At 71.3% G+C, this 22514-nt stretch carries 13 protein-coding genes; 11 read left to right on the top strand and 2 right to left on the bottom strand.

What is annotated here, in order from left to right:
* Positions 1-20 precede the first annotated feature (20 nt).
* Positions 21-812 (top strand): alpha/beta fold hydrolase, encoded by a 792-nt coding sequence (locus LXT12_RS16970; RefSeq protein ID WP_233393472.1) that lies wholly within the window; start codon positions 21-23, stop codon positions 810-812.
* A gap of 14 nt (positions 813-826) precedes the next feature.
* On the opposite strand, the gene LXT12_RS16965 is transcribed toward LXT12_RS16970, so the two are convergent.
* A complete protein-coding gene (locus LXT12_RS16965) occupies positions 827-4207 on the bottom strand; it encodes a response regulator (protein ID WP_233393471.1) in 3381 nt (1126 codons plus the stop codon).
* Complete coding sequence (locus LXT12_RS16960; protein WP_233393470.1) at positions 4204-6813, bottom strand: TonB-dependent receptor; 2610 nt, start codon at positions 6811-6813, stop codon at positions 4204-4206. The genes LXT12_RS16965 and LXT12_RS16960 overlap by 4 nt, the downstream gene beginning before the upstream one ends.
* Positions 6814-7085: 272 nt before the next feature.
* On the opposite strand from LXT12_RS16960, the gene LXT12_RS16955 reads away from it, so the two are divergent.
* The 10 genes from LXT12_RS16955 (at position 7086) to LXT12_RS16910 (ending at position 22511) form a co-directional block, all read left to right on the top strand.
* Entirely contained in the window at positions 7086-7493 is a 408-nt protein-coding gene (locus LXT12_RS16955; RefSeq protein WP_233393469.1) for a response regulator, read from the top strand.
* Between the two features lie 59 nt (positions 7494-7552).
* A complete protein-coding gene (locus LXT12_RS16950) occupies positions 7553-9682 on the top strand; it encodes a putative bifunctional diguanylate cyclase/phosphodiesterase (protein ID WP_233393468.1) in 2130 nt (709 codons plus the stop codon).
* Entirely contained in the window at positions 9682-11235 is a 1554-nt protein-coding gene (locus LXT12_RS16945; RefSeq protein WP_233393467.1) for a PAS domain-containing sensor histidine kinase, read from the top strand. The genes LXT12_RS16950 and LXT12_RS16945 overlap by 1 nt, the downstream gene beginning before the upstream one ends.
* Before the next feature lie 15 nt (positions 11236-11250).
* Positions 11251-12816 carry a methyl-accepting chemotaxis protein gene (locus LXT12_RS16940; protein ID WP_349255033.1) on the top strand — a complete coding sequence of 522 codons (1566 nt, stop codon included), beginning with the start codon at positions 11251-11253 and terminating at the stop codon, positions 12814-12816.
* A gap of 4 nt (positions 12817-12820) precedes the next feature.
* Positions 12821-15739 carry a ligand-binding sensor domain-containing diguanylate cyclase gene (locus tag LXT12_RS27055; protein WP_233393466.1) on the top strand — a complete coding sequence of 973 codons (2919 nt, stop codon included), beginning with the start codon at positions 12821-12823 and terminating at the stop codon, positions 15737-15739.
* 175 nt (positions 15740-15914) lie between these two features.
* Complete coding sequence (locus LXT12_RS16930) at positions 15915-16205, top strand: STAS domain-containing protein (RefSeq protein ID WP_233393465.1); 291 nt, start codon at positions 15915-15917, stop codon at positions 16203-16205.
* Between the two features lie 285 nt (positions 16206-16490).
* Positions 16491-20189 (top strand): PAS domain-containing protein, encoded by a 3699-nt coding sequence (locus LXT12_RS16925; RefSeq protein ID WP_233393464.1) that lies wholly within the window; start codon positions 16491-16493, stop codon positions 20187-20189.
* Positions 20186-20818, top strand: a complete 633-nt coding sequence (locus tag LXT12_RS16920) for a response regulator (RefSeq protein WP_233393463.1) — start codon at positions 20186-20188, stop codon at positions 20816-20818. Before LXT12_RS16925 ends, LXT12_RS16920 begins: the two co-directional genes overlap by 4 nt.
* Positions 20819-21033: 215 nt before the next feature.
* Positions 21034-22119, top strand: coding sequence for a methyl-accepting chemotaxis protein (locus LXT12_RS16915; RefSeq protein WP_233393462.1), 1086 nt, complete (start codon positions 21034-21036; stop codon positions 22117-22119).
* 23 nt (positions 22120-22142) lie between these two features.
* Positions 22143-22511: a response regulator gene (locus LXT12_RS16910; RefSeq protein WP_233393461.1), complete on the top strand. Its 369-nt coding sequence runs from the start codon at positions 22143-22145 to the stop codon at positions 22509-22511.
* Positions 22512-22514: the final 3 nt, after the last annotated feature.

Here is a 22514-nt window from a genome sequence, read left to right as displayed (position 1 = left end):
CCGCCTAGGATGGCGGCCTGATGCAAGTCGACGACCACCGCGTTCGCCATCCGCTCGGCGAGCTGTTCGCCCGCAGTTGGACCCCGCCGGGGCCGGCCGCGGGTGCGCCCATCGTGCTGCTGCACGACTCGCTGGGCTGCGTCGAACTCTGGCGGGACTTCCCCCCGGCCCTGGCCCAGGCCACCGGCCGGCGCGTCGTGGCCTATGACCGGCTGGGCTTCGGCCGGTCCCAGGCGCGCACGGACCGGCTGGCGCCGGATTTCATCGCCGAGGAGGCCCGCCGCTTCTTCCCCGTGGTGCTGGAGCGCCTGGGCATCGAGGGTTTCGTCGCCTTCGGCCACAGCGTCGGCGGAGGCATGGCGGTGAACTGCGCGGCCGAATGGAGCGGGCGCTGCGAGGCCCTGGTCACGGAGTCGGCGCAGGCCTTCGTCGAGGACCGGACGGTGCAGGGCCTGCGGGCGGCCAGGCGGGACTTCCAGCAGCCCGGCCAGTTGGAGCGGCTGGCCCGCTACCACGGCGACCAGGCGGCCTGGGTGCTGGAGGCTTGGCTCGGTACCTGGCTGAGCCCGGCCTTCGCCGGCTGGTCGCTGGCCGAGGCCTTGCCCCGCGTGCGCTGCCCGGTGCTGGCCCTGCACGGCGCCGACGATGAGTACGGATCTGCGCGCCACCCGGAGGCCATCGGCCGCCTCGCCGCCGGCCCCACGCGCATCGAGTTGCTGCCGCAGACGGGCCATGTGCCGCATCGGGAACGGCCGGCCGAGGTGCTCGGGCGCGTGGCGGGCTGGCTTGCCGCGGCGGCGGCAGATTCCTAGCGGGCGCCGGGCCTTCAGGCTGCGAGCGAAGCCTTGACCGCCTGCAGCAGCGGCGCCAGCAGGCGGCAGACTTCAGCCAGCAGCGGCTCGGCGACGGCAGCGCCCGCATTGCTGGCGCAGGCCGCTTCCAGCGCTGCCGCGGCCCGTTGCAAGGCCGGCATGCCGAGGGTGCCGGCCACGGTCTTGAGATCGTGGGCATGGCGGGTCGCCGCGGCGGTGTCGCCGCGCGCCCAGGCCTGGCGCAGGCGCGGCTCGAAGTCGGCCTCGCGCTCGCTGAACATGGTGAGCAGCCGGCGGTACAGGGCCTCGTCGCCGTTGACGGCCGCCAGCGCGGCCTTCATGTCCAGCTCCGTCGCCACCGCCGAGGCCGCCGGCGCCTGGGGGCGTATCCAGCGCGCCAGCGTGACGAACAGATCCTCGACACGGAAGGGCTTGGCGATGTGGTCGTTCATGCCCGCCGCCAGCACCTTGTCGCGGTCTCCCGCCATGGCGTTGGCGGTCATGGCGATGACGGGCAGGTCGCGCAGCTCGGGGCGCCGGCGCAGCGCCCGCGTCGCCTCGTAGCCGTCCATGACGGGCATCTGGCAGTCCATCAGCACGGCGTCGAAGCGCTCCTGCTCCAGCGCCGCGAGCGCCTCGCGCCCGTCGGCGGCGACACGCACGGCGATGCCGGCGCGTTCGAGCAGTTCGCAGGCCAGCTCCTGGTTGATGGGGTTGTCCTCGACGAGCAGGATGCGAGCGCCCGCGAGACTGGCCTGCTGGGCGTGCAGCCTTTCCTGTCGCTGCTCGCTGCGCCGCGGCTGCGTGGCCGGCAGGCCGAGGGCGGTCATGCAGGCGTCGAGCAGGGCCGAGGGCGTCACCGGCTTGGGCAGCAGGGCCGCCACCTGCAGGCCGCGCGACTGGAGCTGCACCTCGGCCTGGTCACGGCTGAAGGCGGTCACCATCAGCACCGTCGGCGGCGCATGCCGGATGTCGAGCTGGCCCAGCCGGGCCAGGCACTCCACGCCGTCCATGCCCGGCATGCGCCAGTCGAGCAGCACGACCTTGAAGGGCCGGCCGGCGGCGTCCGCCATGGCCACGGCCGCCACGGCGGCCTCGCCGTCGGCGGCCATCTCGGGCTGCAGTCCCCACGAGGTCACCAGTCCGCACAGCAGCTCGCGCGCGGCCGGATGGTCGTCGACGATGAGCAGCCGGGTGCCGCTCAGTTCGCCGCGTTCGGGGGCGGCCGACAGCCCCTGCTGCAGCCCGAACTCCAAGGTGAAGTGGAAGCGGCTGCCATGGCCGGGCTGGCTGTCCACGCCGATGCTGCCGCCCATGCGTTCGACGAGATGCCGGCTGATGGCCAGCCCCAGGCCCGTGCCGCCGAAGCGCCGGCTGGTGGAGGCGTCGGCCTGGGTGAAGGGCTGGAAAAGCCGCTCGCAGGCCTGCGGGCTCAGCCCGATGCCGGTGTCCCTCACCTCGAAGCACAGCTTGGCGTGGGTCGCCGAACGCTCGACGAGCGAGATGGCCACGGTGATCTCGCCGCGCTCGGTGAACTTGACGGCGTTGTTGCTGAGGTTGAGCAGGACCTGCCCCAGCCGCGAGGGGTCGCCGATCAGATGGGTCGGCAGGTCGGGCGGCAGCACGAACAGCAGCTCCAGTCCTTTCTGCTCGGCCGGCATGCCCACCAGGCTGGCGAGCTGGTCGAGGACGTCGCCGAGCTGGAAGGGGATGGATTCGACTTCCAGCTTGCCAGCCTCGATCTTCGAGAAGTCGAGGATGTCGTTGATGATGCCCAGCAGCGATTCGGCCGCGCGGTGCACCTTCTCGACATAGTTGCGCTGCCGGTTGTCCAGGCCGCTGCGCAGGGCGAGGAGCGACATGCCGAGGATGGCGTTCATCGGCGTGCGGATCTCGTGGCTCATGTTGGCGAGGAATTCGCTCTTGGCGCGCGTGGCCGCCTCTGCGGCGAGCTGGGCGCGTTCCAGCTGCCCGGTGCGTTCGTGCACACGCTGCTCCAGCGTGTCCGCCAGCCGGCGCACTTCAGCGCGGGAGCGGCGCAACCGCACCAGGAAGAAGACGGTGCCGACCAGTGCCAGCAGACTGCCGGCCAGCACGGTCCACAGCCAGCGCTGCTGCAGCTCCCGGGCCCGCAGCTCGGCGGCCTGCTGCTCGCCGCGGCGCTGGAGCTCGGCCAGCTCGCGCTGGCGCGCCTCGTTGCGCCTTCGCTCGACCGCCTCGAGCAGGCGTTCCGCGCTGCGCTCGGTGTTGACGCGCGTCTGCATGTCGGCAGCCTCCAGCGCCATGCGATAGGCCCGCGGGAGATCGCCGTCCGCCGCCGTCAGCTCGGCCAGGCGCCGCGCGGCGCTGGCCTGGTAGAGGGGCTGGCCGAGGGCGATGGACTGGGTGTAGGCGACCTCGGCCTCGGCGAGGGCGGCTTCCGGCTTGCCCAGGGCCTGGAAGATGCGGCTGCGCAGCTGGGCGCTGTGGAAGGCCCCCGTCCTGAGTTCGGTGGACTTCAGGATGGCGACGGCGTGATCGCTCTCGGCCAGGGCCTCTTGCGGCCGGCCCGCGGCCAGCAGCTGGTCGGCATGGTTGTGAACGGCGTTGGCCAGGTTCACCGGCGTTCCCACGGCGACGAAGATGGCGATGGCCTCGCCGACGAGCCGCTCGCCTTCGGCCCGGTCGCCGCGCCGATGCGCCTCGTTGGACAGGCCGAGCAAGGCGAAGGCCTCCTGCAGCCTGGAGCCGCCGGACTGGGCCTGGCGGCGCATCTGCTCCAGCTGCGCAAGTGCCTCGGCATGGCGGTTGCTCTGCAGGTAGGACACCGCCAGGCCGTGGTGAGCATAGGCCAGCGCCAGCGGGTCGCCCGAACGCTGCGCCGCGTCCATGGCCTGCACGGCCATGTTGGCGGCCTCCTCGAGGCGCCCGATGCGGCGCGACACCAAGGCGCCGCGGAACAGCGCCTCGGCGCGCAGGTCGGGCCGCTCGACCCCTTCCAGCACAGCCAGGCTGTGCGAGGTGACCTCGATGAGGCGCTCGACGTTGTTGAGGTTGACCGCGCCGAGCGAGAGGTTCATGTCGGCCTCGGCCTGGCCGGCGCGGTCGCCCGCGGCCGTCGCCTCGCTCAGGGCCTCCTCGGCGTGGGTGATGGCGTCGCGCGAGCGGCCGAGGTGGATCTCGATGCGCGCCAGCAGGTTGATCGCCCGCACGCGGTCGGCGGCGGCGGCCTCGGCCGGCAAGCCGGTCAGCAGGGTCCGGGCCTGGGCATAGGCGGCCGGGGCGTCGTTGTCGGCCAGCTTGCGCACGGCCGCCGCGCGCTGCCGCCAGTCGTCGAGCGCCATGCCGAGCGCCGGCAGCGCGAGCAGCCAGGCGCAAAGGGCCACGGCCGCGCCGCGGGCGGCAAAGGCCCTCATGTGCGCAGGCTCAGGCTGGTGCCGATCTGGCGGTCGTTGACCCAGGCGTTCTGCGGGCGGGTCTCGACGCCGAAGTAGGAGCGGCGCAGCGTGCCCTGCAGGTTGCCGCCGTCGAGCGACCAGGTCAGCCGGTCGTTGATGCGCCAGCGCAGGGACGCGTCCAGCCAGCCGTAGGCCCGCGTGCTCGTCTGCAGGGCGCCGATGCCGACGACGCTGGCCGTGCCGCTCGGGAAGCTGCTGCGCCAGTTCCAGGCCAGGCGGGCCGACCACGGCCCCCACTCGTAGAGGCCAACCAGATTGAAGCTGCGGCGGGACAGGCTCTGCAGCGGCAGGTTGGCGCGCAGCACGCGGTCGTAGGCCTCGCTGTGGACGAAGGTGGCATTGGCCTGCAGGCCCAGGCCCCGCCAGGCGCCCGGCAGGAAGTCGAGGAAGCGCTGGTAGGCCAGCTCCGCGCCCCGCAGGTGGCCGGCATCGGCGTTGTAGGGGCGGCTCACCTGGTAGAGCTGGCCATCGTGCGTCTCGGCCTGGCTCAGGGAGGCGACGAAGCCGTCGACGCGCTTCCAGAACAGGGTCAGCGCCGCGGCGTGGCCGGCGCCGAAATCGGCCTCGGCGGCCAGGTCGGCATTCGTGGCCCGCATCGGGCGCAGCGCCGGATTGCCTGCCGTTCCCTGGTTGAGCTGGGGGTTGACGCTGTTGGGCGTCAGCGTGACGGAGGGCGACATCAGGTTGAAGTCGGGCCGCGTGATGCTGCGCGAGGCCGCGACGCGCCATTGCCAGGGCCCGCCGGGCCGCCAGCGCAGGCTGGCGCTGGGAAGCCAGTCCCGGGTCCGCGCGTCGACCTCCAAGGGCGCGATGCTGCCGCTGGAGGGCACGCTCTGGTTGCCGCCCAGCGCGGAGCGGGTCTGCACCAGGCGAACGCCGGCCAGGCCGTCCAGACCGAGGGCCGGAAGCCGCCAATGCCCTTGCGCATAGAGCGCGTCGGTGACTTCGCGGATCCGCCACACGCCCAGGGGCCCGCCCGCCGTGGGCAGCGGGGTGCTGATGCCGAAGTCCTGCCGCAGCTGCACGGGGTCGCGCGCGTCGACCAGCGTGTCGGTGAGATAACCCGTGATGCTCGGCGCACGCCCGTCGAGGAAGGGCGCGTAGGGATAGAGGGCGGTGCGAGCGGGCAGGGCGGTGGCCGGCGTGCCGGGCAGCGGCACGTCGCCGAAGATCAGGTTGTCCGCGTTGTCGGCCTCCCGCCGCGAACGGCGCCATCCGACGGACAACTGGTCCAGCGCCGCCTGGTCGAACAGCCATTCGGCGTCCAGGCGTCCGGCCGACAGGCTGCCGCGCAGCGGCCTGACCCGATAGGCCAGCGAGACATAGCGCAGCTGCGACGGCGCGCCCAGGTCCGTGCCCTCGACCGCCGTCGCGGGTGCGACGCCGCCGGCATCCTGGGTGAAGCGTGCCGCCTTGCCGGCCAGCGTCGGGCCGGAGAAGTACAGGCGGTTGAGGCTGCGGGTGTGGCTGAGGTCGGCGCTCAAGTGCAGGCTTTCCCCGGTCCAGGAGCCACCGGCCGCGAGCTGGCGCGTGCGGTCGACGGTGTCCCTCACGAAGCCGAGGATGGAGACGGGCGCGTCGGTCCAGGTGATGCGCTGCACGTCGTGAGAACCGGCGAAGAAGGTGACGCTGGCGGGGTCGAAGCCGCTGCCCGCCGCGAAGTTGGGCCCGACGTTGACCTGCTGCGTCTGCTGGCGCGTGGACAGTTCCGCCAGGTGGGCCTCCGCGTAGAGGTCGACCGCGGCCGATGGCCGCCAGCCCAGCATGACGGTGGCCAGGCCGCGGCGGCGGCGGCCGAGGCTGGTGCTTTCGCTGGTGCTGCTCGACACCACGCTGTCCTGCCCGGGCGCGAGGTCGAGCCGGCAGCCGGAGCTGGCCCGGGCGCTGCACAGCATCGGCGCGCCGCTGCCCTTCAGGTCCTCCCGGTAGGCGCGGTCCTGGAGCACGAGGTTGACCAGGCCGGCGACCTCGCCGACGCCCGCCGGCGCGCGGCCGCCGAGCAGCACGGAGAGCTGGCCGGCGCCCTTGCCGGCGAGATCGCCGTGGAGATAGCGCGCCGTTGCCGCCAACGCGGGCTGGCGGAAGTCGAAAGGATGGCGGGTGCGCAGATCCACGCTCCCGCCGAGGCCGCCCTCGATGCGCGCGGCGGCGGCGGTCTTGTAGACGTCGATGCCGGCCAGCATCTCGCTGGGCAGGTCGGCGTAGTCCAGCGCGCGGCCGAAGCCGGCGGTGAACACCTCGCGGCCATTGAGCGTGGTCTCGACCTGCGTCAGTCCGCGCACCGACAGAACCGAGGCCTCGCCCCGGTCGCGGGTGATCTGCACGCCGCTGATGCGCTGCACGGCATCGGCCACGTTGAGGTCGGGCAGGCGGGCGATGTCCTCGGCGACAACGCTGTCGACGACGTCGTCCGCGCGGCGTTTGCGGGCCGCCGCCGACTCGATGCTGGAGCGCACTCCCGTGACGATGACCGTGTCGAGTTTCTGCGCCAACGACGTGGCGGGCGCCAGCAGGGTGGCGCTGGCGGCCAGGACGGTCAAGCCGAGCTGCTTCATGGTGTTCATCCAAGCGGAGGGTTCACGCAGGCCCCACAAGGCGCCTGCCCTCGTTTTTATGCCTAATCCGCTCAATCAGGCGGTGACTTTTGAGCGTTTCCGCCAGATGTGGCGGGCGGGCATCGTTTGCTGGAGGCGGCGCCGGAGAAACCGCCGGTCCTTGTAGTCCTATCCCTAACGTGTTGGCAGGCTTCCTGACCCCGGATTCGGCCGCGACCGATGGTCGGCCTCGTGCCGCCATCGCATCCTTGCTCCCCGCCAAGGCACTCCGCGGAGATCGCATGATTAGATTACTGCTGGCGGACGACCATGCCGCGGTCCGGGAGGGCCTGCGGCAGCTGTTCGCCTACGCGCCTGACATGCTGCTGGAGGGTGAGTTCGCCAGCGGCGAAGAGGTCATCCGACGCCTGTCGACCGACAGCTCGCGCGTCGACCTGCTGCTGCTCGACCTGTGCATGCCGGGGGTTTCCGGCGTCGAGCTGCTGCAGCGGCTTTGCCAGCAGTTCCCCTGGCTGCCGGTGCTGGTGCTGACCATGCACAACGAAGCCTCCATCGCCCAGCGTGCGATGGAGGCCGGCGCGGCGGGCTTCCTCAGCAAGGACAGCGACCCCGAGGACTTGCTCGACGCCGTGCGGCGGGTGGCGGCGACCGGGCGGCTGCCGCTGGCGGCGCAGGGCGGGAGGGCCTGAACGTGAACCCGGCGCCTCCCGTTCATCGTCGGCCTGGACGCCTGGCCTGGTTCCTGGCCGTGACCCTGCCGCTGCCGGTGGCCTGGTCCATCGGCGCGCCGCCCTTCGTCAAGGCCGGCTGGCATCGCTGCCTTGCCGCTTCAGGCCGCTGGCTGGGGGGCGATGCGGAACTGGTGTTGGCCGCCGCCGGTGTGGCGATGCTGGGCGCGGCGGGGCTGAGGCTGGCCCGGTGGCCGGGCCGGCGCGCGCCCGCGCTGCTGATGGCGGGGGGGCTTGCCGCCTTGTCGGTGCTGTGCCTCCCCTCCGACCCCGTGGCGCTCGCGTCGCCGCTGTATGCGGCGCTGGCCTGGTGTGTGGCCTGGCCGGCCCTGCGGCGCGCCCGAGCGTCCCGCCAGCCCCCGCTGCGCCGGCCCGGCGAGGCTGCGCCGCAGGCCGTGCTCGACGCATCGCCGTGGCCGCATGCGAGCGACCGCGTCGGCAGCGCCGGGCTGCACTGCGTGCGCGGCCTGCTGGACTCCAGCCTGGAACCCATGCTGGCCCTCGCTCCGGACGGCTGGGTGATGGACCTCAACGCCGCGGCCGCCCGGCTGGCCGGCCGCGGCCCCCAGCAACTGGTGGGGCGTGAATGCGCGGCCTTCTTCGCGGCCCCCGAGGCCCTGCGCGGCAGCCTGCGGGAGGTCCTGGCCGGCGGGCCGCCGCAGTCCCTCGTCCAGGTCCTGCGCCGTGCCGACGGCGAGCCGACGGATGTGGCCTGCAGCATCGCCGCCTGCCGCAACGGGCTGGGCGAGCTGCAGTGCGTGTTCGTGACCCTGCGTGACCTCCGCGATCTGCGGACCTGCCAGGTCCATCCGGCCCTTGACGCGAGCTGCGACGCCCTGACCGCCTTGCCCAACCGGGGGCAGTTCCGCGCCGACGTGCAGGAGGCGCTGAACCGCAGCCGTCGCACGGGGCAGCTCGGCGCGGTCATGTTCATCGACCTCGACAACTTCAAGGATGTCAACGACACCCTGGGGCACCAACTGGGCGACGAGCTTCTCAAGGTGATGGCCACCCGTCTGGCGGGCTGCATGCAGGACTGCGGTGTCGTCGCCCGCATCGGCGGCGATGAGTTCGCCGTACTGGTCGAGCCGTTGGCCGCAGCGGACGACGCACGGCGGCTGGCCGACCGGGTGCTCGCGGCGGTGGCCGAGCCCGTGCACATCGGCAGCACCGAGCTGGTCGTGGCCTGCAGCGTCGGCATCACGGTGTTTCCCCACGACGTCGGCGGGGTCGACACCCTGCTGCGCAACGCGGACACCGCGCTGTTCCGCGCCAAGGACGCCGGCAAGAACAACAGCCAGTTCTTCACCTACGAGATGAACCGCGCGGTACGGCGGCGGGTGGAGATCGCGTCGCAGCTCCGCAATGCCATCAGGCAGGGCGAGTTCAGCGTCGTGTACCAGCCGCGGATGGACCTGATCCGCGATCAGCTGGTGGGCGTCGAGGCCTTGCTGAGATGGAACAACGCCGAGCTGGGCATCGTGTCGCCGCAGGAGTTCATCCCCGTCGCCGAAGAGACGGGGCTGATCGTGCCCATCGGCGAATGGGTGTTGCGCGAGGCCTGCCGGCAGGCGGTGCGCCTGCACCAGAGCTCGGGCTGCGACGTGGCCGTCGCGGTCAACATTTCGGCGCGGCAGTTCCGCGGCACCGACATCGTCAAGACCGTCGAGGACGCCTTGGCGGAAACCGGGCTGGCCAGCCGCCTGCTCGAACTGGAGCTGACGGAGAGCGTGCTCATGCGCGACACCGCACGGGCGGCAGAGACGCTGCAGCGGCTGGTCGAGGTCGGCGTGGGCGTGGCGCTGGACGACTTCGGCACCGGCTATTCGTCGCTGGGCTACCTGAAGCGCTTTCCCCTCGATTCATTGAAGGTGGACCGGTCCTTCGTGGCGGACATCACCCGCGACCCGCACGACGAAGCCATCGTCACGACCATCGTGGCCCTCGCCCACGGCCTGGGCATGCGCGTCGTGGCCGAGGGAGTCGAGACCCGGGAACAGCTGGCGCTGCTGCGGCGGCTGCAATGCGACGAGGTGCAAGGTTATCTGCTCGGGCGTCCGATGTCCGCCGAGCAGCTGCTTGCGTTGCTGCTTGCCGCCGAGCCGGGCGAGTTCAGGAATTCCTCGTATTCATGGACGCTCCAGCCTTGATGCCGACCCTGCTCCTGGCCGGCGCTGTGCTCCTGGCCGGCATGGCGCTCGGCTGGGCTGCCAGGCGGCGGGCCGGCGCCCTCACGCCCGCCGAGACGGCGGCGGCGCGGGGCACGGACTATCTGCGCCAGATCTTCGAACACGCCACCGACGGGCTTTTCCTCATCGAGGTGCTGGGAGAGGCGCGCTTTCGCAACCTGGCCATCAACCCGGCCCTGCTGCAGTCCATGGGCATGCGCGCCTCCGAGCTGGTGGGCCGCATGGTGCACGAGACCGCCGTCCCGTCGGTCGCCGCCCTGTTCATCCAGCGCTACCAGCGCTGCGTCACGAGCGCGGTGGTGCAGCGCGAACAGTTCGTGATGCTGCTGCCCTCCGGCCGCAGGACCGTCGAGATGACGCTGGTGCCCTTGCGCGACGAGTCGGGCCGCGTGCGCCAGCTGGTGGGCATCGTCCACGACATGACCGAAAGGGTGGCCCTGGAAGCCGCCCTGGTGACGCGCGAGCGCGAGTTCAGGACCCTGGTCGAGAACTGCCCGGACTTGATCGTGCGCTATGACCGCGACGGTCGCCGCGTGTACGTCAACCCGGCCTTCACGCGGATGCGCCAGCAATCGGCCGAGCCGCTGCTGGGCCAGAGCCCGGCCGACGACCCCGCATTTGCCGACGGCGAAGCCGAACGGATGATGACGGCCATTCGCGCCGTCGTGTCGACGGGCAAGGCCCAGCGGCTGACCAGCATCTTCCGCAAGGCCGGGCAGGACTGGCGGGAGGGCGACCTGCTGCTCGTGCCCGAGGTCGACGACGGAGGGCAGGTGCGGACGGTGCTCGGGCTGGGACGGGACATGACCGTGCAGCGGCAGCAGGAGGCCGAGCTGCGTCAGGCGCGGGCGCAGCTGCGCTCGCTGATGGCCAGCCGCGTCAGCCGCGAACTGCAGGAAGAGCTCGGCCAGGTGCTGACGGCCTTGCGGCTCAGCGCCGGCATGCTGCGCGTGCAATACGCCGACTCGCTGCCGCCGCTGCTGGCGGCCTCGAACACCATGACCGGCCTGGTGGACCGGGCGATCGCGACCATGCGCGAACTGCTGCGCGGCCTGCGGCCCGCTTCGCTCGACGAAGGCCTGGCCCCGGCCCTCGACGCCTTGTCCCGGGACCTGTGCCGCCGGCATGGGTTCGAGTGCCGCCTCGACCTCGGAGGGGTGCCCGAGCTGAGCGAGGAGTCCGCGGCGGCCTTGTTCGGCATCGTCCAGGAAGCCCTGGAGAACGCGGCACGGCATGCCGGCGTCGCGGAGGCGGACCTGTCGATCCGGCGCCTCGGCGACGAGTGGGAACTGGTGGTGCGGGATGCGGGCCGCGGCTTCCAGCCGGACAGCGTCGGCGGGCAGGCCTACGGCCTGCAGGTCATGAAGGCGCGCGCCAGCCTGCTCGGCGGCGAACTGCTGATCGACAGCCGCGCCGGACAGGGGACCGCCGTCATGCTGAATTTCCCGGCCGCGCCCGCGAATCCCAATCCGTCCGACCCCTCGAGGCTGGCCGGACGCCCCTTTGACAACTAGAAAGGACGAATCATCGTGAACTTCAGCAGGCTCGGCATCCGCGCCCGTCTTGCGGCGGCATTCGGATCGGTGCTCCTGATCGTCGTGATGCTGGCCGCGGTCGGCGTCTGGCAACTCGAGAAACTCAAGGAGGCCGGCCACAAGGTGGCGACGACGGAGATGGCGAGGAAAAGCCAGGCCCAGGGCTGGGTGGCGGCCATCGAGTTGAACTGGGTGCGCACCGGCGCGGCCCTGCGCAGCGGCGACGCCGGGCAGTTCGACGCCTTGAAGAAGGCCATGGACGAAACTTCCCGGCATGTGAGCCAACTGCAAAAGCAGGTGGAGGACGGCGTTCAGGACGACGACCGGGCCCGGGCCCTGTTGAGCGACATCGCTGCCGCACGCGAACGCTACCGGGGGCCGCGCGCGGCGCTGATGAAGAAACGGGAGGCGGGCGGCGACGTCGCCGCGGCCATCGACACGGAGCTCAAGCCGCTGGCGGAGGCTTATCTCGCGGCGCTGGCGAAACTCGACGCCCACATGACGAAGGAACTGGCCGATGACCAGCTCGCCGCCGAGGACTCGGCGCGCCAGAGCCAATGGCTGCTGGCGGGAGGCGCGGCGCTGGCCGTGGCCCTGGCGCTCGGGCTGTCGGTGCTGACCGCGCGCGCCATCGTCATCCCCTTGCGGCATGCGGCCAGCGCCGCGAATTCCATCGCCTTGGGTGACCTGACCGTGCCCATCGTCGCTGCGGGCAACGACGAGTCGGGCCAGGTGCTGCAGTCGCTGCGCGCCATGCGGGACAACCTCGCCGACATCGTCGACGGCGTGCGCCAGGCGGCCGACGGCGTGGCCACGGCCAGTGCCGAGATCGCCTCGGGCAATCACGACCTCAGCGGCCGCACGGAAGACCAGGCCAGCGCGCTGCAGCGCACGGCGGCCTCGACGGAACAGCTGGATGCCACCGTCAGGCAGAACGCCGAGCACGCGCTGCGGGCCAGCCAGCTCGCGGCCCAGGCCTCCCGGGTGGCGATCGAGGGCGGCGATACTGTCGGCCGCGTCGTGGACACGATGCATGGCATCAACGAATCCTCCCGGCATATCGCAGAGATCGTTGCGGTGATCGACGGCATTGCCTTCCAGACGAACATCCTGGCGCTGAACGCGGCCGTCGAGGCGGCGCGCGCGGGCGAGCAGGGCCGTGGCTTCGCCGTCGTGGCGGCCGAGGTGCGCAGCCTTGCCGGGCGCTCCGCCGAGGCCGCCAAGGAGATCCGCAAGCTGATCGACACCAGCGTGGAGCGGGTCGGCTTGGGGACGGATCTGGTCGACCAGGCGGGCCGCACCATGAAGGAGGTCGTCGAGGCGATCCGGCAGGTGGCCGGCGTGGTCGGCGAGATCAGCACCGCCAGCGCCGAGCAGTCCACCGGCGTCAGCCATGTCGGGCAGACCGTCCAGCAGATGGACCGCACCACCCAGCAGAACGCCGCCCTCGTCGAGCAGGTGGCTGCGGCGGCAACCAGCCTGAGCCAGCAGGCCCAGGCCCTGGTCGAGGCGGTGTCGGTGTTCAGGCTCGACGGCAGGCGCGGGGACGTGGGTGCTTAGAAGGGTGGGCCGTCGCCTCGTCAGGCTGCTGCTGGTCGGCAGCCTGGCGGCAGCGGTGTTGGGGGCCCAGGCCCAGCAGCGGGCCTTTCATTACCTCCGGCAGGAGCAGGGCCTCGAGAACCTCGCCGTGACGGCGCTGGCGCAGGGCGCCGGAGGCGAGGTGTGGATAGGGACCGAGAACGGGCTCTACCACTTCGACGGCACCCGCATCCGCGGCTACGGCGTCGCCCAGGGCCTGGCGGACCCGCGCGTCAACAGCCTGCACGTCGACGCCGCGGGGCTGCTCTGGGTGGGCACGGAGACCATGCTTTTCCACCAGGCGCGCGAGGGCTTCCAGCAGGTCACGCGGGACGGGCGGCCCATCGCCCCGCAGCCGGGTCAGAGCCTGACTTCCTCGCGGGAGGCCTTGATCGTCAACGCGCGTGACGGCCTGTACCGGGTGCAGCGCGGCCCGTCGGGCTGGGTGATTGGCAAGATATTCGAAGCGCGCGACCGCGAGCACCAGCCCGAACTGAAAGACATCTGGTCGGTGCTGGCCGAGCCGGGCGGCGATCTCTGGTTCGGCTGCGGGCTGGCCTTGTGCCGCTGGTCCGACGGCCGGCTGCGCCTGTACGGCGCGGCGGGGCGCGGCTCGACCGCCCCCCTGGGCAGCCTGATGCGCACGGCGGACGGCGAGCTCTGGATGCGCAGCCGCGACCGTCTCTGGCAGCTGCCCTTGGGTGCGGAAAAGCTGCTCGGCGTCGACCTGCCCGCCACCGCCGCCGCGCCTGCGCCGATGTCGCCGCCGCTCATCGTCGACGGGCAGGGCCGGCTGCTGACGCAGTGGGGCGTCGGCGTCGCGCGCTGGGACGGCAACGCCTGGGAGGCCGTCGGCGTGGGCGAGGGCCTGAGGGCCGGGGGCGGCGTCAGCGCGCTGCTGCTGACTCGCGACGGCGGCATCTGGCTGGGCACGGCAGGCGCCGGCCTGGCCCATTGGCTGGGCTACCGGCACGCACAGAGCTGGGGGTTGACGGAAGGGCTGCCCAGCGAGGACTCGTGGGCCTTCCTGCGCAGCGCCGCCGGGGCGCTCTACTTCGGCACCGGGGCCGGGCTGGCGGTGCGGGCCAACGACCACGCCACCAAGGCCACGTTGGTCGGCGATCCGAGGGAGCCTCCGGACGTCGCGTCCAGCCTGGCGGAGGACTCCCGGGGGCGGATCTGGGTGGGCTCCTTCGAAGGGGCGCTGCGCGTCTTCGACCCGCGCACCGGCAAGTACAGGCATGTGGCCCGGTTGCCGCGCATCACCAGCCTGCTGGTGGACTTGACCGGCCAGCTCTGGATCACGACGCACGGCGGCGTGTACGTGGTGGCCGAGCCGGTGCGGGACGCCCTGCCGCGCCGCATCGACAAGGACAATGCCGGACGCCGCCTGCCGCAGGTTCATGGGGCCTGCATCGCCGCCGACGGCCAGGTGTGGTTCCACACGCAGGCGGGGCTGTTCCGCAGCGACGGGCAGCGCGTCGTGGAGATCCGGCTGGTGGGCGATGCGACGCAGTTGCCGGAGAGCCGGGACTTCGCGGCCTTGGCCTGCGGCCAGGACCGGATCTGGCTCGGCGGCGGGATGGCGGGTCTGTGGGAGGGGCGGCTGCAGGCCGACGGCACTGCCCGGCTCGCGACCGTCGATGCGCCTTTGCTGCAGGGGCGTTCCATCGTCGGGCTGCACCTGGACCGGCGCGGCTGGCTGTGGGCCGCCACCGACTACGGCGTGGCGGTTTGGAACATGAAGCGCTGGCGCTTCGTCCGCGATGGCGACGGCCTGCCCTGGAACGACTGCAACCAGGGCGCCATCTACGAAGACCGCGACGGCTCCATGTGGATAGGCACCAGCCGGGGCGCGGCGCATTTCGACGAACTCGAAGCGCTCTTCGCGGAGCCGCGTCTGGACGTGAGGCTCCGCGTGGCCGGCCACGACGTGCCGGCGGCCGGCGATGGCAACCCGGGCCTGGTCCTGCCCTGGCAGAAGCAGGGCGTGGTGCTCCACCTCACGAGCAGCGCGCTGGAGAGCCGCGGCGCCCTGCGCTTCGAGTACCGCATGGCCGGGCTCGAGGAAGAGTGGCGCAGCGGCACCGAAACCCAGCTGGCCTATCCCGGCCTGGCGCCGGGCCAGTACCGCTTCGAAGTCCGCGCCCGCAACCTGGACCTGCAGGCCGAGTCGGCCCTGCAGACGCTGGACCTGGAGATCCTGCCGCCCTGGTGGCGAACCAACGGGTTCTACATGACCCTGGCCGCGATGGCGGCGCTGCTGGTCTGGGCGGCCTACGACTGGCGGCTGCGCACCATCCTCCGGCACCAGCGCCACCTGGAGCGCCTGGTCGCCGAGCGGACGCGGGAGATCGAGGCCTCGCATGCGCAGATGCGCGAGCTGGCGCTGAAGGACGGCCTGACGGGCGTGTTGAACCGGCGGGCCCTCGGCGAGGCCCTGGCGGCCGACGTGTCGCGGGCCAGCCGCAGCCGGCAGCCGCTGGCCCTGGTTCTCGTGGATGCCGACCGCTTCAAGCTGGTCAACGACCGGCATGGCCACCAGGCGGGCGACGCGGTGCTGGTGGCCATCGCCCAGCGGCTGCAGGGGCTGACGCGCGCCTACGACCATCTCGGCCGCTATGGCGGCGAGGAGTTCGTGCTCGTGCTGCCCGACCTGGACATCAGCCGGCCCGAGGGCCGCGCGCGCATCGAGGCCTTCCACCGCAGCATCTGCGCTTCTCCGGTGGCCGTGCCGGGCGGCGCCCTGCTCGACGTCACCTGCAGCTTCGGCGTGGCAAGCCTGGCCTTCGGGCGGCTGGAGTCCGCCGAGGAACTCATCTCGCGGGCCGACGCCGCGCTCTACCGGGCCAAGGCCAACGGCCGCAACCGCGTCGAGTACGCGGACCCCGGCGCGTCGGATTAGCCCTACACCGATTTCGGAATGAGCCGATGGCGGCCGGCCGAGGCACTGGAGATGCTCGGGGCTCGATGAGAGAGGAATCGACCGACCATGATGCATCGCCGCACAAGAACAGCGATCTGTCCGACGCGCTCACGCCGGCGGCAGGAGGCAGCCCTCGCGCCCACCGCGATGGCTCGTGACTGAGCGCACAAGCACGCCGCCGCTGCGGCGCCTGAGGCTGCCTGCCGAGCTGACCTGCCGAACCACGGCCGAGCAGCGCGACCGACTGCTGGCGCCGCTGAGCGAAGGTTGCGACATCGAGGTCGACCTGGCGACGGTCCAGTGCATCGACGCGGTAGGGTTGCAACTGCTCCTCACCTGCCGTCTGCACGCACTGGCCACAGGGCGGAGGATGCGCACGACGGGCCAGAGCGCGGCAGTGCGCGAGCTTGTCCAGCGGCTGGGTGGCGCCGACTACTTCGGCTAGGCCGCCGCGGCCTCGCGGTGTGACGCATCTGGCAATCGCACGGCGCATCCCCGGGGCTCGGGGCTTCGCAGGGCCTGAGGTCTTCGGTATCAATACGGGTTGCCCGCGGGCAGGTGGGGCGACCCCGCGCAACGGGCCGGCGGTGACGAACAACGATGAGCATGGCATGAAGAAGGCGACAGCCAGAAGGCAAGCAGTGGAAGTGTCGGGGGACGGCCCGGCCGCTGCGCGCCATGACAGCGTTATCACTCCTGTCCCGCCCAGCCTCTCGGCGCTGGGGGCCTGATGCGCGCCGTCCTCGCCATCCTGCTGCTCCTGCCGGTACTGATGGTTGCGGCAGGCCCGGCCGTGGCCGAGCCGGACCTTGAACGCTGGCGGGCCGGGGTGGGCCAGGTACGCGAACTGGCCGAGCGCGACGTTCCCGCAGCCTACGAAGGCGCCCGGCGGCTGCAGGCCGAACTCGGCGATGCCGGCACGGCGGCCGACCGCGCGTTGGTGCTGAACCTGCTGGCGCGCGTCGAGTCCTACCGGGCCGAGGCTCGGCTGGCCGATGCGCATGCCCGCCAGGCCCTGGCGTTGGCCATCCCTGCAGCGGACCGTGTCGGGCAGGCCGAGGCCTACCTGAACATCGCCCTCAACGCCGTCAACCTGGCGAACATCCAGGCGCTGACCGAGGCCACGCAGCAGGGCGTGGCGGTCCTGGATGGCGTCGACCGTCCGGACCTGCTGGGCGAGGCCTTGCTGCGGATGGTGGCGATGCACCGGCGATTCGGCCAGTTCGACCTGTCGGTGACGACGGCCATGCACGCCATGGAGATTGCCAAGCGCAGCGGCAACCCGCGCGCGCTGGCCTTCGCCCACCAGGGCATGGCCATTTCCTACGACCAGACCAACCGCAGCCGCGAAGCCGTCGACGAGCTCAAGCAGATGCTCGAGCAGGCGAAGAGGGCCAGGTCGACCATCCTGGCGGCCGAAGCGACGCTGTCCCTGGGCAACAGCTGGACGAGCCACGGCGATGCCGCCGAAGGCGAGCGGCTGATCCGGCAGGCCATCAGCCTGTACCGCGCGGCCAACGTGCCCTTCGGTGCCGCGCGGGCCACCTATTCGCTGGCCGACTTCTTCCGCCGGGCCGGACGCTACGCGGAAGCCCGGTTGCTCTTCGACGAGTCGCTGAACCTGTACAAGGCCCTGCCCAACAAGATCGCGGAGTGGTGGGTGCTGGATTCGCGCAGCAGGAACTGGCAGGCCATGGGCGACCTGGATGCGGCCTGGGCCGATGCCGAGCAGTCCCATGCGCTGGCGACCCAGATCGGGCTGGATCTCTATCTGCACGGCAGCCTGATCCGCATGGCGTCCATCCTGAATGCCAGGGGCGACTACCGACGCGCCTACGAGCTGACCAACCAGGCCATGGAGAACTCGGCCAAGGCCGCGCGGGACCTCGCCGGCACGCGCATGAACGACCTGGCCGCGCGCTACGAGGCGGAGAGCCGCAACCGCGAGATCAAGGACCTGCGGGTCCGCAGCGAGCAGCAGGCCTTGCTGCAGCGCGGCCTGTGGGCCCTCGTGGCCATCACCCTGCTCCTGCTTACGGTGTCGGCAGCCTTCCTGGTCCGCCAGCGCCGCGGCAACCAGTTGCTCAGCAGCGCGAACGCGCGCCTGCGGCAGTCCCAGAACGACCAGCAGGCCGTGCTCGATGCCGTGCCCGACCTGCTGTTGGAACTCGGCGCCGATGGCGAATACCTGAGCGTGCACTGCTCGCGGCCGGAACTGCTCGTGGCGCCCGTCACCGAGCTGATCGGCAAGCGCGTGTGCGACGTCTTGCCAGCCGACGCCATGCGGGCCAGCGAGACGGCGCTTGCGGAAGCGGCCGCGAAGGGGCGCTCGTCGGCGCAGCAGTATTCCCTCGACCTGCCCGTCGGGCGCCTGTGGTTCGAGATGTGGGCGGCGCGAAAGTCCATGGGCGAGGGCGAAGCGCCGCGCTTCGTGGTTCTGGTCCGCGACATCACCGAACACAAGCGCATCCAGGTCAAGGAGGCGGTGCGTCTGCGCATCTTCGAGCGCCTGGCGCATGGCGCGCCGCTGAACGAGGTGCTGGAGGACGTCATCCACTACGTCGAAGCGGCGCTGCCCAACGCCAAGGGCTGCATCATGCTGGCCGATGCGGACGGCAAGCGCCTGCAACTGGCCGCCGGGGCGCATCTGCCCGTGCCGTTGCGAGCCGCGCTCGTCGCCTGCGGCGAAGCCGGACAGACCTGCGGCCGGCGCGTCTTCGGCGGCCACACCGAAATCCTGCCCGATCTCGAGTCGCCCGCCGCCGATACGCAGCTGTGCGTCGTCGCTCGCGACGAGGGCATCCGGGCCAGCTGGACCGAGCCCATCCGCGACGCCGCGGGGCGGGTCCTGGGGACGTTCGGCGTCTACCGGAGCGCCGTGGGAGGGCCGGACGAGGCCCAGCTCGACCTGCTGCGGCGCGCCATCCAGCTGGCGGCCATCGCCATCGAGAAGTACCGCATCGAGGAGGCGCTGCGCACCAGCGAAAGCCGCTACCGGGAGGTCTTCGACAACGTCTCCGATTCGCTGGTGCTGCTCGAGGTGACACCCGAGAGCGAACTCAAGGTGCTGGAGATGAACCCGACCTTCGAGCGCGCGACCGGCATCCGCCGCCTCGATGTGCTGGGCCGGCCGGTGCAGGAGGTGCTGCCCGTGCCCGTGGCCCGGATCGTCGAACGGTATTGCCGGGCCTGCCTGGACTCCGGCGAGGCGCTGGAGGAGGACGTCGTCTACGACCTGCCCAGGGGCCGCCGCACCTTCAACACGACGCTGATCCCGGTTCGGGGAGCGTCGGGCGCCTTCGTCCGCATCGTGGGCATAGGCCGGGACGTGACGCTGCGGGAGCAGCATGCCGAGCTCGACCGTCGCCTGACGCATTTCGCCTCGCTGGCGCCTGGCGGTGTCTTCGTCTTACGGGTCGACGCGGAGGGCATGCAGCGCTACCTGTACGCCAGCCCCGGCGTGGAGACGGTGCTCGGCCTGAGTGCCGAGGCGCTGCTGGGCGATGCCTCGCTGTTCTTCAGTCGAACGAAGCCGGATGAGCGGGCGCGCGTCTGCAGAATACTCGACGACGCGGGGGCCTCGCTCACCCCCTGTGTCATCGAATTTGCCATTGACCATCCGGTGCGTGGCGAGGCCTGGGTCGAGCTGCGCTCGCAACCGGAATGCGAAGGCGACGGTGGTCTGCTCTGGCACGGTTATGTCAACGACATCTCGGAACGCAAACGCGCCGAGCGGCGACTGCAGGAGTCGGTCATGCTGCTGCGCGCCTTGACCTCTCGTCGCGAGACCGCCCGCGAGGAGGAGCGCAAGCGCATCGCCCGCGAGATCCATGACGAACTGGGCCAGATGCTCAGCGCGCTGCGGCTGGACCTGTCGGTGCTGCGCCTGCGCTACGAGGGCAGCCAGCCCGACCTGCCGGGGCGGATCAAGACGCTGCTGAAGACGGTCGACGCCATGATCCAGGTGGTGCGCAACGTCGCCACCTCGCTGCGCCCCTCGGCCCTGGACATGGGGCTGGTGCCGGCACTGGAATGGCTGACCAGCGAGTTCACGCGATACACCGGCATCCCCTGCCGCCTGGACCTGATGACCGGGCCGCTGGACCTGGACGACTCTCAGGCGGTGAGCCTGTTCCGGGTCGTGCAGGAGTCGCTGACCAACGTCGGCCGCCATGCCGAGGCGAACAGCGTGGACGTGCGGCTCGATAGAATCGATGACACCTACACGCTGGAGATCCGGGACGACGGCAAGGGCTTCGATCCGAATGCGCCGCGGCCACGATCCTTCGGGCTGATGGGCATGCGCGAACGTGGCCTGGCCATCGGCGGTGAAGTCGTGTTCATCAGCGAGCCGGGACGCGGCACCACCGTCAGGACCACCTTCCCCGCCCACGCACCCGCACTGGACTTCGTGTCCACAACGACATGATCCGACTCCTGATCTGCGATGACCATGCCATCGTCCGCAAAGGGCTGCGGCAGCTGTTCAGCCTGGTCGACGACATCGAGGTCGTCGGCGAGGCCAACAACGGCGGCGATGTCCTGGACACGCTGCGCAAGATGCCTGTCGACATCCTGCTGATGGACATGACCATGCCGGGCATCAGCGGCGAGGACCTCATCGCGCGCATCCGCGCCCACCACCCCACCCAGGCCATCCTGGTGCTGAGCATGCACGACGAAGCCCAGGTGGCCCAACGCGCGCTGCGCGCCGGCGCCGCGGGCTACCTGACCAAGGACAGCGAGCCCGAGGTACTGCTGGCGGCCATCAGGCGCGTGGTGCAGGGCGGCAACTTCATCGACCCCGGCATCGCCGAGCAGCTGGTGTTCCAGGCCAGCGGCCAGCAGGCGGCGCCCTGCCATGGCGCTCTCTCGAGCCGCGAGTACCAGGTTTTGTGCCTGCTCGCGCGCGGGCGCAGCGTCAACGACATCGCCGAGGAGCTGTCGATCAGCAACAAGACCGTCAGCACCCACAAGGCGCGGCTGATGGAGAAGATGGGGTTCGCCAGCAATGCGGCATTGATCCGCTACGCGGTGACCCACGGCCTCGTCGAGTGAGAAGCGCGCCGGGCCGCCTGCGGCTTGAGGGGTCAGGGAATGCCTAGCTGACGAGGCTTTTGTCAGGCATGCCTGACGGGCCGAATCAGGAATCCCTGGCCGCTCTTGAAAGCGATCCCTATAGGCCGGATGCCCCTGAGAGGTGCATCGTTGCACTCGTGCAGGCTCTCGCTTCAACCTCCTCCACCTCCCCCGTTTGGCGCTTCGTCGCCGCGGTGACGCCGACGCTCGCTTCCCTGCTGGCCGGCGTCCTGTGCGTCGTCGACGGGTCGCCATGGTTGCGCTGGCCGGCCGCCCTGCTGCTGCTGGCGGTGGCGCTGGGCCTGGCCTGGCGCAACCACGCGCAGGCATCGCCGCCAATTACCGATGGCACGGGACTCGACGCCCTGTGCGAGCAGCTGCTGCCGGTCTGGAGCGCGCAGCTCGAATCGTCGCGCGCGCAGACCGAAGCCGCCATCGTCGGCCTCAGCGAGCGCTTCTCGCTGATCTGCCAGCGCCTGGCCTCGACGGTGGACGTGTCGCGGCAGGCCACCGGCGAGCAGGGCGCGGTGTCGATGCTCGAAGCCAGCCGCCATGCCTTGAGCGACCTGGTGGCCGAGCTGCGGGTGGGTACCGACAGCAAGGGCGAGGTGCTGGAGACCATCCGCCGCCTCGCCGGCGTCACCCACGAACTCAGGGAGATGGCGGGCGACGTCGCCGCCATCGCCCACCAGACCAATCTGCTCGCGATCAACGCCGCCATCGAGGCCGCGCGAGCGGGCGAGGCCGGCCGCGGCTTCGCCGTCGTCGCGCAGGAGGTGCGCGTGCTGTCCAACCGGTCCGCCGCCACGGGGCGCCAGATCGGCTCGCGCATCGAGTCGGTCGACGCGGCGATGACCGCCATCCTCAAGGCCGTCGAAGGCTATGTCGCCCATGACGCTGAGCTGGTCTGCCAGTCGGAGCGGTCGATCGCCGAGGTGCTGGGCGAGTTCGAGCGCGTGGCCGGCGGCCTGGGCGACAGCGCCAAGCTGCTGCAAAGCGAAGGCGACACCCTGCAGGCCGAGATCGGCCAGGTGCTGGTGGACCTGCAGTTCCAGGACCGCGTCAGCCAGATCCTGCGCCAGGTGATCGAGGACGCCGATCGGCTGCATGCGGCCGTCCTCGACGCCTCGCATCGCCTGCAGGCCGGCGAGCCGGTCGAGCCCCTGGACGCCGACGCCTGGCTGGAAACGCTGCGCGCGACCTACACGACGCCCGAGCAGCAGCTGCTGCACCAGGGCGGCCAGGCGGCGGCGCCGAGTACCGAAGTGACCTTCTTCTGACCCCACAACGACAAGGACTCCCGATGGCCAAGACCATCCTCATCGTCGACGACTCGGCCAGCGTGCGCCAGGTCGTGTCCATCTCGCTCAGGCAGGCCGGCTACGACGTGATCGATGCGGTCGACGGCGAGGACGCGCTGGCCAAGCTCGACGGCCGCAAGCTGCACCTCGTCATCAGCGACGTCAACATGCCGCGGCTCGACGGCATCGGCCTGCTGACGAAGATGAAGGCGATACCCGCCTACCGGTTCACGCCGGTCATCATGCTCACCACGGAAGCGGGCGACGCCAAGAAGCAGCAGGGCCGCGAGGCCGGCGCCAAGGCCTGGGTCGTCAAGCCCTTCCAGCCTGCCCAACTGCTGGCCGCCGTGGCCAAGCTCATCCTGCCCTGAGAG

This window comes from Pelomonas caseinilytica, from assembly GCF_021353235.1.
GTDB classification, from domain to species: Bacteria; Pseudomonadota; Gammaproteobacteria; order Burkholderiales; family Burkholderiaceae_C; genus Pelomonas; species Pelomonas caseinilytica.
The sequence above is the reverse complement of the archived record's forward strand: the minus strand, read 5'-3'. Positions and strand labels throughout refer to the sequence as shown.

Bases quoted from the DNA above. Each gene is read 5' to 3' on its own strand.
- LXT12_RS16945 (WP_233393467.1), top strand. From the start codon at position 9,682: ATGCCGACCCTGCTCCTGGCCGGCGCTGTGCTCCTGGCCGGCATGGCG.
- LXT12_RS16920 (WP_233393463.1), top strand. From the start codon at position 20,186: ATGATCCGACTCCTGATCTGCGATGACCATGCCATCGTCCGCAAAGGG.
- LXT12_RS16970 (WP_233393472.1), top strand. From the start codon at position 21: ATGCAAGTCGACGACCACCGCGTTCGCCATCCGCTCGGCGAGCTGTTC.
- LXT12_RS16955 (WP_233393469.1), top strand. From the start codon at position 7,086: ATGATTAGATTACTGCTGGCGGACGACCATGCCGCGGTCCGGGAGGGC.
- LXT12_RS16925 (WP_233393464.1), top strand. From the start codon at position 16,491: ATGCGCGCCGTCCTCGCCATCCTGCTGCTCCTGCCGGTACTGATGGTT.
- LXT12_RS16960 (WP_233393470.1), bottom strand. From the start codon at position 6,813: ATGAACACCATGAAGCAGCTCGGCTTGACCGTCCTGGCCGCCAGCGCC.
- LXT12_RS16910 (WP_233393461.1), top strand. From the start codon at position 22,143: ATGGCCAAGACCATCCTCATCGTCGACGACTCGGCCAGCGTGCGCCAG.
- LXT12_RS16965 (WP_233393471.1), bottom strand. From the start codon at position 4,207: ATGAGGGCCTTTGCCGCCCGCGGCGCGGCCGTGGCCCTTTGCGCCTGG.